We start from the raw sequence: 12,469 nt of genomic DNA, 5'->3' as shown, positions 1-12,469 counted from the left end.
AAGGTGTATATGAAACTGTGCAAAGCTGAAATTCATCTATGGCTGATGGGGAGCCTGATCCAGGAAATCGTGACAAGTTAACTATTGCATTGAGTCAATTTATGAGTGCCGACAACAGTGACAAAACCAGAGGCTTGTTTGCCAACCCATTGCCCATTGTGATGGTGGTATTGCTGGCAGCAGGCGTGCTGGTCAAGACCGTGCCGCTGGAGAGCGCGCGCCCGATTGATCCAGAGCGCGTGAAGTTTATGCCGACCACTCAACAGGATATCGAGGCGCGGCTGTGGCAGGATCCGTTCGCAGCGATAGAGAAACATGAGGAGCGTTCCGCTCAGGCCACCGAGGTCGCGTCTACTCTCAAGGCATCCAACTCCAAGGCGCATACCACTGAGGCGCTGCACGAGCGCATCAATGAGTTACGCCACCTTGCCCCCAGTCGTTTGACGGTTGTCGCTGTGAGTGTTTTTGGCGGCTCATTCGTCGAAGCGGCCGAATATCGGCGTCGCTCGCGTTTCGCAGTGGTCTCAGCGCTAGGTTTTCATCGCTATCATCCCGAGAACGCCGACGCGATAGGCTATTTCAACATCAACCTGCCTGAATCAGGCAGCCGTCCGTTGCAGTTGACTGTGCCATACGAGTGGTACGAGCGGAAAGATCCGTCTTCCAATGTGCTGGTGCTCTGGCTGAACGAGGAAAAGTTCACCACTGCGCCGCTGGTGAAGCTGCATGCCTTGTTTAGAGGTTTGACGCCACCTCCGGATACTACGTTACCAGCCAACAGCAGCGATGGCCTCAATGTCAAGCTGGTCGGGCCGGCGGGGTCGGCGATGCTAACGAAGCTGCTTCCCGATAGTGGTCTGCCGACAACCGGGAATGTCACGAAGCAAAATTCTGTGATGCCGAAGAGTGGCGTTATGCTCCAGATGTTCTCGCCCAGCGCTACCGTCTCTAATTGCGAACTGTCACTCGTTTCGGGGGGGCGAGATGACAGCAAGAAGAAGCTGTGGGATTGCATCAAGATAAAAGACTTTCCCCGATCGAGCGATCTGACAATGCCCCAGATCGTTCGCACGATCGGCACCGACGACACACTCTCGGCCGCGTTGCTGTGGGAGTTGTGGCAGCGCGGCGTCAATCGTGAGTTCGGATATGATGATTCGTGGTGGCAGCTGAAATGGGCGCAGTTTGTGAATAGCAAGAAATATGCAAGCTCTCCACGTAATTGCAAGGACGGCTTGGTGCTAATCAGCGAGTGGGATTCCACGTATGCTCGCACGCTATCCCGGAATCTCACCGACGGCTTTTCGTCGCTCTGCGGGACTGATCCCAGCGTGTCGAAGCAGGTACGCACATTTACCTATCTGCGTGGGCTGGATGGCGTGTTGCCTGATATAGACAAGTCTGGCACCAAAGCATCGCACAAGAATGATGGTGGAAAATCAAAGGACTTGGGCGCGCAGCTCAACGATATCCCGATAGAGCACGCCGAAGGACGAAGCCAGTATGACTATCTGCGGCGGCTTGCCGACGAGATTACGCAGCTTAATAGCGATAAGCAGTTTGCAGAGAACGGCATAAAGGCGATTGGTATCGTTGGTTCCGACGTGTATGACAAACTCCTTATCCTCCAGGCGCTTCGCAACCGTTTCAAGGACAAGATATTCTTCACCACCGACCTTGATGCGCGCTACCTGCACGCTGATCAGAAGGATTGGGCGCGCAACCTCGTAGTTGCGTCCAACTTCGGATTGTCGCTTCGTCCGGAACTGCAACAGTCGACCTTGCCATTTCGAGATAGCTACCAGACAGCAACTTACCTTGCTACATTGATGGCGCTCGAGAACAAGGTGTTCGATTGGACCGGCAAGATGAAGCAGTGGCTGTATCCGCAGATCTTCGAGATCGGTCGGACAGAGGCTGTGCATGTCGCCTCGCCGACGGTTGATGATCTCACCGTTTGGTATGACGCCTCCAAAATTGAAGGTTCCAACCCCAAGGGCACTATCTCTCCAAAGATATATAAACCCTGTGATCACAACTATTGGGCGGAGTGCACGGGCATCGAGCCGGCCAGGCCGCTGGGCCGGCCATCATTTGAGCATGCGCCTGAGATTTTCTTAATGATCGCCCTTGGACTCCTGTTAATCGCCATGGCAAGCCGTCATGTTCATGAAACGTTGTGCGCCGTGAAAAATGTACTTTCCTCTCCTATGAATGCGAAAGTCGCAAAATTCTGGTTGACGGGCGTGGGTTTGCTGGCTTTAGTGGTGCTTTATATCTTCGCGTATATCATAGGAGAAATGAATGCTTCGCTTAAGCAGGGAATCGGTGAGCCGTTCGTGTGGTTGGAAGGAACCAGCGTGTGGCCGAGTCTGGTGTTACGCTTCATCGGCTTCGTGCTTACGATTGTGCTTGCGCTTGTACTCTGGATTTGGATCTGGCGGGAGGCGCGTCTCATATCCAGAAGCTTCAATTTTGCCCTGCCGCAGACATGGACGCTGGCGCGCAGCAGATGGTCTGCAATGTTGACCGGCCCGTATCTCGATTTGACCTCATTCAATAGGGAAGACAAGGTCGGCCCGAAGCCAGGGAATACTGAGGTCGAGATCGCAACCCTGTGGCAGAACTACTTGTGTGCCACCGGCATGCGCGAGATGACAGGCTGGATCTTGCTCTCCACTGCAATTGTAGTCTTACTTGGCTATGTGGCGTACCAAATTTTTGGCATGCCATTATTTCCTCACCGAGGTCAGCTTGTGGAAAGACTGAACCTCATTCTTGTATTCCTCAACGCGTCGATTTTGTGGCTGGTCATCTTCTGGGTCAGCTACCAGACGCGTGCTTGCGCGCAGTTTATCAAGATACTGAGCAATATGAGCAGCGTGTGGCCTGAGCGGTTGCTCAATCGCAAAGAGGCCGAGACCGGCGTGCCGCGTGCGTATCTCGCGGACTACCTTGACTTTCAGTTAGTTATGCGCGCCACGCAACGCATTCATTGGCTTATCTACTTGCCGTTCGTCTCGATTCTGTTCATGGTAATCGCGCGGAGCGATCTCTTTGACGCGATGAATTTTCCGCTTGTGCTAGTTTTTGTCATCGGGCTCGTGCTGGTCTATGCGCTATTCAGCGAGGTACTGCTGCATAGAGGCGCCTTGGCGGCGCGCACCAAGGCGCTCAACTACTACGAAATGCTGTTGTGGCGCATGCAGGCCCCGTCCCCGCTGAAGAACAATCTTGATGAAAATCCTGAAGACGGTAGCCCGTCACCTGACAGGGTCAATGGTACGGTGGCTGGCCAGTCTCAGCTGAAAGAGCCGCCAATTAGCGCGGAACAGATCAAACTGCTGATGGAGCGTATTCGCAACACTCGTGAGGGCGTTTTTGCCCCAGTCACTGAGCAGCCGGCGTTGCGCGCGCTGCTCTTGCCTTTCGGTGGGTTTGGCGGCGCGCAGCTCATTGAATATTTGATCAACTTCATGGTGTGAGGTTGGCCTGGCCTGGCCGGGGCTGGAACATTAGTTTAGCCATGGCTAAATGTTCCCGTATTCGAGGTGGGCCAGCGCTCCCAAGCCTGCGGTGCGTCCGCTTGTGAAACAGGCGGTGAGCAGATAGCCGCCGGTGGGCGCTTCCCAGTCAAGCATTTCGCCCGCACAGAACACGCCGGGCATGGCGCGCACCATCAAGCATTCATCCAGCGCTTCGAAGGCAACGCCCCCTGCGCTGCTGATGGCCTCATCCAGCGGACGCGGTGCGATGAGCCGCAACGGCAATGATTTAATTGAAGCCGCAAGGTGCTCGGGGTTGGCGAAGTCTGATGGCGGCACCAATTCGCGCAGCAGGCCAGTTTTTACCCCCTTGATGCTTGCCCGGCTCTGCAAATGGCTGGCCATCGAGCGGGAACCGCGCGGATGCGCTATCTCGGCGATGATGCGAGGCAAATTTTTTCCGGGCGTCAGATCAAGGTAAATGACTGCCGCGCCGGTGGCAGCAATCTCATCGCGCAGAAGTGCTGACAAAGCGTAAATCAGGCCGCCTTCAACCCCGGTCGCCGTCACCATGAGGTCACCCTGTCGATGGTGAAAGCGCCCCGCTGCATCGGTAAAGGTCACCGTTACTGCTTTTACCGGATGCCCGGCGAAGCGGGAGCTGAAGTACTCGCTCCAGCCGACATCGAAACCGCAGTTTGCGGGTTGAAATGGCACAACGGGAATGCCGCGCTGAGCGAGCAGCGGTACCCATGCGCCATCGGAACCAAGTTGCGCCCAACTGCCGCCACCCAGTGCCAGCACCACTGCATCGACATTCGCGGTGTGCTCGCCCTGTGGGGTGGCAAAACGAAGCGCACCATTTTCATTCCACCCGCACCAGCGATGGCGCATATGGAAATTCACTCCGGCCTCACGCAAGCGGTGCAGCCAAGCGCGCAAGAGCGGTGCTGCTTTCATGTCAGCCGGGAATACGCGCCCGGACGTGCCGACGAATGTCGCTATGCCAAGGTTATGCACCCACTCTCGCAGAGCCTCCGGTCCGAAGGTGTCAAGTAGCGGCTTGATCTGGGCGCGGCGTGCACCGTAGCGCGAGAGGAATGGATCCATTGGCTCGGAATGCGTGATGTTCATGCCGCCCTTGCCAGCCATCAGAAACTTCCGTCCCACTGATGGCATGGCATCGTAAAGATCGACCTGAACGCCGCCCTGAATCAATACCTCTGCAGCCATCAGTCCGGCAGGTCCGCCGCCGATGACGGCAACCGACTTGGCGCTCAGCTTATTCCTCATCCAGCAACTTTCCTGCAATCGCCCAGTTCTCGTCCAGCAGTTCGTCGAAGGTAATGTAGGTGTAGGACTTCGGTTTGTGCGCGATGCGTTCCAGGGTGTCGGTGATCTCTGCAGCGATCTTGGCTTTCTGTTCGCGACTGAGGGTACCGGCGATGCGAATGTTGACGTAAGGCATGGTGTTTTCCTGAGTGAATAATAATTAACGAGGAGATAAACCCACGGTTTTAATGGAATGGGCGTCCACTTTCCCTAATTGCATTGAAGTGCCAAAGTAGTGGCTGGATTATGATCACTAAAACAGGGGGGTGTTCGAAATGAAGATTACGACGATTAATATCGGCCTGGCAAAGGAAGTTTTACAGATTCACGGCGAGGATGCGAACGGCAAGAAAGTGCTGCGAAAGCAGTTGAAGCGGAAAGACATGGCGCAGTACCTTGGGTAGCCGGAGATTTGCCTGGCCGGCATGGAATCCTGTGGTGGTGCGCATCACTGGGCGAGGGAATTTGGCGGAAATGCATTCTCTAGATATGGTTTTGAGCGCAATAAAACCGGGCAATTCTTCAATTGTCCGGTTGCGCATCGGTAATACAAAACATCAGAACTTAAATGTGATACCGGCCGACAAGAAGTCCATGTCAGTTTCACCAGTGGTGGCGTCATCCCCTACCTTTTTTAAGCGCTCCCACTCTGCACGGACGGCGAGATTCGGGGTGAAATCATATTTAGCGCCGAAGCCGAAGTTGGCGCCAGTGCTGGATTCTTTTTGATGAGCTGAAAAACCAACACCGGAAGAATTAGTTTTTAGCTCGCTTCTAACCAAACCAAGCTTGCCGAATACCGAAAACCCATTACTGATTGGTGCCGTAAAAACACCTGCTAATCCCCAAGCAGTAACTTTGGAAGATGCGCTGACAGGAACAACGGTACTGCCATTAAACGCGGTTTCATTACCAGTAAATTTGCCCAAGTCAAAATAGGTGGCTTCCACTCCCCAGTTTGGGTTGATCTGATAGCCACCATATACCTTGTACCCAGTATCCTTGTCATCGACATTTGTCAAACTAGGGGGGATGTCTTTGAATTCCGACTGACCGACGCTGGCGCCGACGTAATACGCGGATTGACCTGTTGCGGGTGCTGCTATTGCTGCGGGTACGATGAAAGTGCTTCCTGCTCCCAGCAGTGCAACTGCACAAGCTATTTTTTTCAGTTTCATGATTTTCCCTTTCGTTTTGTTGAGAAGGCTACTCCGATAAAAGCTTTATTTTCTATCAGCTTAGTTATTGTGTGACTCTTTGTAAGAAATGTCTACCTTAATAACATTTCCCCTGTCATTTGGGGCTCTAGTGCAAACTTTGTCATGTCTACGCGGGTGATCTTTTTTGATGGTGGACAAACTTGTCACGCTACACCTCTATTTTTAACCCCCGGCAGCTCCGATTTAAATACCGGCGCATTCGCGCTTAATGGATTTATCCTCCGCGCGCGTATAACGCTTCCAGCAACTCCACTTCAAACACCAGTGTCGCATTCGGTGGAATGGCGCGTCCTGCACCACGCGCGCCATAGCCCAGTGATGCCGGAATAGTCAGTTTGCGTACGCCACCAACCTGCATGCCCTGTACACCTTCATCCCAGCCAGCAATTACTTCTCTTGCGCCGAGAGTGAATTGGAAAGGATCGTTTCTATCCTTGCTGGAATCGAATTTAGTGCCATCTGTAAGCCAGCCAGTGTAATGTACGGTAACGGTGTGTCCGCCTTGAGCGGTGCCTCCGCTGCCAATGGTAATGTCTTCATATTGCAGTCCGGAGGGGGTGGTGGTTGTAGTCATTTCTTTCCTTGTGAGTTGGTTTAGGTTTAGTCATTTCCGCTTTTGTTGGAATGATAGTTATTCTTGCTTTTCTGCACGTTCTGCTGCTTGTATGGTATTCGCTATCAGCATGGTGATAGTCATTGGCCCGACGCCGCCGGGCACAGGGGTGATGTAGCCTGCCACTTCTTTTGCACTTTCAAAATCAACGTCGCCCACTAGCTTGCCGTTGGGTAGACGGTTAATGCCGATGTCAATCACGACTGCTCCGGGCTTGATCATATCGCCGGTAATCATCCGAGGTTTGCCAGTAGCGACCACCAGAATGTCGGCATCCCGTGTGTGCTTGCCAAGATTCACCGTCTTGGAGGTGCAGATGGTGACGGTGGCACTATTGTGCAACAGCATAAGTGCCATTGGTTTGCCGACGATGTTGCTACGGCCAATTACCACGGCGTGTTTGCCTTCGATTTCGATGCCCATTTTCTCCAACAGTTTCATTGTACCAGATGGTGTGCAGGGCGGAAATAAGGTAGTGCCGGTAACTAATGCGCCGACATTCATCGGATGGAATCCGTCTACGTCCTTGTTCGGGCTGATGGCTTCCAGCACCTTTTGACTGTCGATGTGATTGGGCAAGGGTAGTTGTATCAGCAGACCATGGATAGCGGGGTTAACATTCAGTTCAGCAATTTTCGCCAGCAATGTTGATTCTTGTGTGTCGGCGGGCAGGGCGATATGTTCGGAATAGAGCCCGATTTCGGCGCAGGCTTTTACCTTGTTGCCAACATACACCTTTGAGGCAGGGTCTTCACCTACGATGATGACTGCCAAGCCCGGCGTAATGCCGTGCGCCTTTAGCGCATCCACACGTACCTTCCATTCAGCACGTAATTCCTGAGCGATGGCCTTGCCGTCAATGATGCGAGCTGTCATTATTTATTCCTTAAGATTAGAACGAGGGTCTTTTCGGTGCGTTTGATAGTTGGCAACCTCGGTCATGATTTTGAATAGGCTAGTCCAACAAAAAAGAGTCCTGAATCTTGACCAACTTGTACTCATGATGAGAGTTTTTGTGCGCATTGAAAGATGCGAATTGTAACATTCAGCGAATATAAAATAAGGGCGAGAAAAGGGGGCTTAGTGGTAGCCCTCTGAATGGTCTACTGAATCGGATTCATAACAATGGCACGCTGAATGGTCTACTGAATCGGATTCATAACAATGGCACGATCATTAGCGCCACAATGTTCATGATTTTGATTAACGGATTGATGGCAGGGCCAGCGGTATCCTTATAAGGATCGCCGACGGTATCGCCCGTTACCGCTGCCTTGTGGGCTTCGGAGCCTTTGCCGCCGAAGTTGCCTTCCTCAATATACTTTTTGGCGTTATCCCATGCGCCACCACCGTTGGTCATGGAAATTGCCACGAAGATGCCAGTCACGATGGCGCCAACGAGCACGCCGCCCAATGCTTGTGCGCCAAGGGCTAGACCGACAATTACTGGGACCGCGACCGGCAGCAGTGAGGGCAAGATCATTTCCTTGATAGCGGCTTTGGTCAACATATCAACGCAGGTTCCATATTCAGGCTTGCCGGTACCTTCCAAGATGCCGGGAATTTCCTTGAATTGGCGGCGCACTTCTACCACCACAGAACTGGCGGCGCGGCCGACCGCTGCCATGGCCATGGCAGCGAACAAGTAGGGCACCATGCCGCCGATGAAAAGGCCGATGATTACCATGTGATTAGATAAATCGAAAGTCAATCCCGGGTGATTAGTGGAAAGCGCATGGGTGTAGTCGGCAAACAGCACCAGTGCCGCGAGGCCGGCGGAGCCGATGGCGTAGCCCTTGGTCACGGCCTTGGTGGTATTGCCTACTGCGTCGAGTGGATCAGTGATGTTGCGGATGTTATTCGGCAGCTTGGCCATTTCGGCAATACCACCGGCGTTGTCGGTGATCGGGCCAAAGGCATCGATCGCCACGATGATCCCAGCCATAGAGAGCATTGAAGTCGCGGCGATAGCGATACCATACAAACCGGCCAGTTCGTAGGCACTCCAGATGGCAATGCACACCGCTAACACTGGCGCAGCGGTAGACCTCATCGATACTCCCAAACCGGCGATCACGTTGGTGCCGTGGCCAGTGGTGGAGGCTTCAGCAATATGTCTTACCGGGCTGTACTCGGTCGCTGTGTAGTATTCGGTGATCCACACCATTGTGGCCGTCAGTGCCAACCCAACGAGAGCCGAACCATATAGCGCGTTAACGGAATAAACGCCATTGTCGCCCATTAGCCACTGGGTGATGGGATAGAAGGCGATCAGCACCAACACGGCAGATGCTATCAAGCCGCGGTAGAGCGCGTTCATGATCTTGCCGCCTTCCCGTGCTGTTACGAAATAGGTGCCGATGATGGAAGCAATGATCGAGAACCCGCCTAGCGTCAGTGGGTAGATCACCGCGTTAGAGCCGGCATTGGCCATCAGCAAACCACCCAAAAGCATGGTGGCGATGATGGTCACGACGTAGGTCTCAAACAGGTCGGCAGCCATGCCAGCGCAATCGCCGACATTGTCGCCGACGTTGTCGGCAATCACCGCTGGATTGCGCGGGTCATCCTCGGGGATGCCAACTTCGACTTTCCCCACCAAGTCTGCGCCTACGTCAGCACCTTTGGTGAAGATGCCGCCGCCAAGACGGGCAAAAATAGAAATCAGCGAGCCGCCGAAAGCCAGGCCGACCAAGGCATGGGTTGCTTCCATAGGGGTGCTGCCCATTGAAATAGTGAGGAAGGTGTAGTAACCCGCTATACCCAGCAGACCCAAGCCGACTACCAACATGCCGGTGATGGCCCCGCCCTTGAAAGCTAAGTTCAAAGCTGCGTTGAGGCCGGCATGTGCAGCTTGTGCGGTACGCACGTTGGCGCGCACTGACACGTGCATACCGATATAGCCGGTTAGGCCCGACAGAATCGCGCCGATGGCGAAGCCTATAGCGGTTTTCCAACCCAGCTCCGGTATAAGCAAAATTACCAGAAACAGAGTAGCACCGACGATGCCTATCGTGCTGTATTGCCGGTTCAGGTAGGCAGAAGCGCCTTCCTGTATTGCAGCAGCGATCTCGCGCATTCGATCGTTGCCGGTCGACTGAGCCAAAATCCATCTAACAGAAACCGCTCCATATATGAGTGCCGCCATTGCGCATAACAACGAAAATATCAGCCCACCAGACATAAGTTTCTCCCTTACGTAATTCGTGATAGATGCCATTTCAGCAACCGTTGTTTCCGCGAAAGCGGGAATAACGGGGTGGTAGATTTTGCTTGTTGTTGCGACCTTTTTAAATATTGGATATGTTGGGTAATGTTTTATGCGGTGTTTAAGCTATATCTTGAAATCGTCTAGTTTCTTGGGTATCGCCACATTCTTGAGCCGAACGTACTGGGGCAAGCCGTCTTTGTAAGGTGGGTAATCTTCGCCCTTGATCAGCGGAGCGAGGTATGCACGGCACTTGTCGGTGATGCCGAACCCATCCTTGGTAATAAAGTTGCGCGGCATTTTTTTTTCTACATTAGCCACGTTTTTGAGTTGGGCAACGCCAATTTTCCACTTGTAGGGCTTGTCGGCGAGACGAACAACGGTAGGCATGACGGCGTTTTCGCCCTTCAATGCCAGCTGCACCGCAGCCTTGCCGAGCGCATAGGCCTGTTCGACGTCGGTCCTGGAAGCGATATGGCGCGCGGCACGTTGCAGGTAATCAGCCACCGCCCAATGGAATTTGTAACCCAGCCCATCTTTCACCATGTTGGCTACCACCGGCGCTACGCCACCCAGCTGGGCATGACCGAAAGCATCTCGCAGCCCCTGGTCGGAGAGAAATTTGCCGTCTGCACCTTGCACGCCTTCTGACACCACTACTGAGCAATAGCCATGCTGCTTTACCATGGCATCGACTTTGGCCAGAAATTTTTCTTTGTTGAAGGGGATTTCGGGAAACAGAATAATAATCGGCAACTCGCAATTCACATCCGAGGCCAAGCCACCGGCGGCGGCTATCCAGCCAGCATGTCTGCCCATCACTTCCACCACGAATACCTTGGTTGAGGTCTTGGCCATTGAAGCAACGTCAAAACTGGCCTCGCGTACCGATACGGCGACATATTTTGCGACCGAGCCGAAACCAGGGCAACAGTCAGTGATGGGCAAATCATTGTCGACTGTTTTGGGTACATGGATTGCCTGAATGGGGTAACCCATTTTTTCAGCCAACTGTGAAACTTTCAGGCAGGTATCAGCGGAATCACCGCCGCCGTTATAAAAGAAATAACCAATGTTGTGTGCCTTGAAGACTTCGATCAGCCGCTCATACTGCAATCTGTTTTCTTCAATACCTTTCAGCTTGAAGCGGCAGGATCCGAATGCACCGGACGGCGTGTAGCGCAATGCCGCAATGGACTTGGCGGAATCCTTGGTCGTATCGATCAGGTCTTCAGTCAGCGCGCCGATGATGCCATTACGGCCTGCATAGACTTTGCCGATTTTGTCCTTGTGTGCACGCGCCGTTTCGATCACGCCGCAAGCCGATGCGTTGATTACTGCGGTTACGCCACCGGATTGGGCATAAAATGCGTTTTTCTTTGTCATGTGGCTGATAACTCCATATGAATTTATTGATTTTTTAACCATTGATTGGTAATGCAGAAATTTATCTTACACCTGTAGGGGCAAAAAATCTTTTGCCCCTACATTGATGGCGGATTCGGTGAGATTAGATATGGTAGATATCCTCTTCCCATCGTTGGGGATTGGTCTGGATGTATTCAGCAATTTTTAAGTACGCCTCGTCATTGCGGATGATGTGTTCGTAATAATTGCGTTGCCAAACGACATGAACATTTGTATTGGAACGAAACCATTTGGTAACGCCAATTTTGAATCCCCGAACAATTGATCCAATCATTCGGGATGTGCCATGTTTTGGTTTTGATTGTAGGGGCAAAAAATCTTTTGCCCCTACGTCATTTGCCCCTACGGTGATAAAGCCATGCACGTGGTTTGGCATGACAATAAACGCATCCAACATGACCCACGAAAAATGATCGGGTATGGCACACCAACATTTTTCTGCCATCATTCCAGTCTCATTTTGCATCATTTTTCCATCAACGATTTCTCCGAATAACGGCAGCCGCTTATGCGTGCAGATGGTAATGAAATACAAACCAGCCTGCGAATAATCATATCCACGCAGGCGGAGAGATTTGCGGTGGGGCGTGTCAGAATTGAATGTCGCCATGTTTATCTTTTGTAGGGGCAAAAGATTGTAGGGGCAAAAAATCTTTTGCCCCTACGTGCACCAACGACTCCCGATAGCGACCAATATTTACCACGTAGCGCGCAGCATTGGCATGCAGGGCTGCGATTTCTTCTTCTTTCAGGCTGCGCATTACTTTTCCGGGCGAACCTACCACCAGTGAATTGTCCGGGATTACTTTGCCTTCGGTAATCAGTGTGTTCGCGCCTATCAGGCAGTTGCGGCCGATTACGGCATGATTAAGAATGGTGCTGTGGATGCCGATCAAGCTGCCGTCGCCGATGGTGCAGCCGTGCAGCATTGCCATGTGGCCGACAGTGACGTTTTTGCCTAAGGTGAGCGGCGCGCCGGGGTCGGTGTGCATTACTACGCCATCCTGAACGTTGCTGTTTTCGCCGATGCGGATAGGTTCATTGTCGCCACGAATTACCACGTTGAACCAGATGCTGACATTATTTTCGAGAATGACTGAGCCGATGACGCTGGCATTGGGCGCGATGTAATGCTGTTGCCCATTTAATTCCGGTGTGCGGCCTGACAGGGTGTAAAGCATAA

General features: G+C 52.8%; 11 protein-coding genes. 1 reads left to right on the top strand and 10 read right to left on the bottom strand.

Features of this window, described 5'->3' with window-relative positions; genetic code table 11:
* Positions 1-101: 101 nt before the first annotated feature.
* Positions 102-3,485, top strand: a complete 3,384-nt coding sequence (locus MJ768_RS09640; RefSeq protein WP_239291048.1) for a hypothetical protein — start codon at positions 102-104, stop codon at positions 3,483-3,485.
* A 45-nt stretch (positions 3,486-3,530) separates the two neighbouring features.
* Here MJ768_RS09640 and MJ768_RS09635 read toward each other — a convergent pair whose 3' ends face one another.
* From MJ768_RS09635 to MJ768_RS09590, 10 genes are all read right to left on the bottom strand, one after another.
* Positions 3,531-4,778 (bottom strand): TIGR03862 family flavoprotein, encoded by a 1,248-nt coding sequence (locus tag MJ768_RS09635; RefSeq protein WP_239291046.1) that lies wholly within the window; start codon positions 4,776-4,778, stop codon positions 3,531-3,533.
* A complete protein-coding gene (locus MJ768_RS09630) occupies positions 4,768-4,953 on the bottom strand; it encodes a tautomerase family protein (RefSeq protein ID WP_239291044.1) in 186 nt (61 codons plus the stop codon). Before MJ768_RS09630 ends, MJ768_RS09635 begins: the two co-directional genes overlap by 11 nt.
* A gap of 181 nt (positions 4,954-5,134) precedes the next feature.
* Complete coding sequence (locus MJ768_RS15430) at positions 5,135-5,359, bottom strand: hypothetical protein (protein ID WP_445082985.1); 225 nt, start codon at positions 5,357-5,359, stop codon at positions 5,135-5,137.
* A 15-nt stretch (positions 5,360-5,374) separates the two neighbouring features.
* Entirely contained in the window at positions 5,375-5,995 is a 621-nt protein-coding gene (locus MJ768_RS09620; protein WP_239291042.1) for an outer membrane beta-barrel protein, read from the bottom strand.
* A gap of 256 nt (positions 5,996-6,251) precedes the next feature.
* A complete protein-coding gene (locus tag MJ768_RS09615; RefSeq protein WP_239291033.1) occupies positions 6,252-6,611 on the bottom strand; it encodes an FKBP-type peptidyl-prolyl cis-trans isomerase in 360 nt (119 codons plus the stop codon).
* 57 nt (positions 6,612-6,668) lie between these two features.
* A complete protein-coding gene (gene folD, locus MJ768_RS09610) occupies positions 6,669-7,526 on the bottom strand; it encodes a bifunctional methylenetetrahydrofolate dehydrogenase/methenyltetrahydrofolate cyclohydrolase FolD (protein ID WP_239291031.1) in 858 nt (285 codons plus the stop codon).
* Between the two features lie 280 nt (positions 7,527-7,806).
* Positions 7,807-9,834 carry a sodium-translocating pyrophosphatase gene (locus MJ768_RS09605; protein WP_239291029.1) on the bottom strand — a complete coding sequence of 676 codons (2,028 nt, stop codon included), beginning with the start codon at positions 9,832-9,834 and terminating at the stop codon, positions 7,807-7,809.
* 150 nt (positions 9,835-9,984) lie between these two features.
* Positions 9,985-11,244 (bottom strand): 6-phosphofructokinase, encoded by a 1,260-nt coding sequence (locus MJ768_RS09600; protein ID WP_239291027.1) that lies wholly within the window; start codon positions 11,242-11,244, stop codon positions 9,985-9,987.
* A gap of 124 nt (positions 11,245-11,368) precedes the next feature.
* Complete coding sequence (locus MJ768_RS09595; protein ID WP_239291025.1) at positions 11,369-11,734, bottom strand: transposase; 366 nt, start codon at positions 11,732-11,734, stop codon at positions 11,369-11,371.
* Between the two features lie 142 nt (positions 11,735-11,876).
* Complete coding sequence (locus tag MJ768_RS09590; protein WP_239291023.1) at positions 11,877-12,467, bottom strand: gamma carbonic anhydrase family protein; 591 nt, start codon at positions 12,465-12,467, stop codon at positions 11,877-11,879.
* Positions 12,468-12,469: the final 2 nt, after the last annotated feature.

The sequence above is a fragment of the Candidatus Nitrotoga sp. 1052 genome (genome assembly GCF_927312905.1).
Taxonomy (GTDB): domain Bacteria; phylum Pseudomonadota; class Gammaproteobacteria; order Burkholderiales; family Gallionellaceae; genus Nitrotoga.
Note: the sequence above shows the minus strand (reverse complement) of the source record. Positions and strands in the feature narration are given on the sequence as shown.

Bases quoted from the DNA above. Each gene is read 5' to 3' on its own strand.
- MJ768_RS09595 (WP_239291025.1), bottom strand. From the start codon at position 11,734: ATGATGGCAGAAAAATGTTGGTGTGCCATACCCGATCATTTTTCGTGG.
- MJ768_RS09635 (WP_239291046.1), bottom strand. From the start codon at position 4,778: ATGAGGAATAAGCTGAGCGCCAAGTCGGTTGCCGTCATCGGCGGCGGA.
- MJ768_RS09600 (WP_239291027.1), bottom strand. From the start codon at position 11,244: ATGACAAAGAAAAACGCATTTTATGCCCAATCCGGTGGCGTAACCGCA.
- MJ768_RS09620 (WP_239291042.1), bottom strand. From the start codon at position 5,995: ATGAAACTGAAAAAAATAGCTTGTGCAGTTGCACTGCTGGGAGCAGGA.
- folD (WP_239291031.1), bottom strand. From the start codon at position 7,526: ATGACAGCTCGCATCATTGACGGCAAGGCCATCGCTCAGGAATTACGT.
- MJ768_RS09630 (WP_239291044.1), bottom strand. From the start codon at position 4,953: ATGCCTTACGTCAACATTCGCATCGCCGGTACCCTCAGTCGCGAACAG.
- MJ768_RS09590 (WP_239291023.1), bottom strand. From the start codon at position 12,467: ATGCTTTACACCCTGTCAGGCCGCACACCGGAATTAAATGGGCAACAG.
- MJ768_RS09605 (WP_239291029.1), bottom strand. From the start codon at position 9,834: ATGTCTGGTGGGCTGATATTTTCGTTGTTATGCGCAATGGCGGCACTC.
- MJ768_RS09640 (WP_239291048.1), top strand. From the start codon at position 102: ATGAGTGCCGACAACAGTGACAAAACCAGAGGCTTGTTTGCCAACCCA.
- MJ768_RS09615 (WP_239291033.1), bottom strand. From the start codon at position 6,611: ATGACTACAACCACCACCCCCTCCGGACTGCAATATGAAGACATTACC.
- MJ768_RS15430 (WP_445082985.1), bottom strand. From the start codon at position 5,359: ATGCGCAACCGGACAATTGAAGAATTGCCCGGTTTTATTGCGCTCAAA.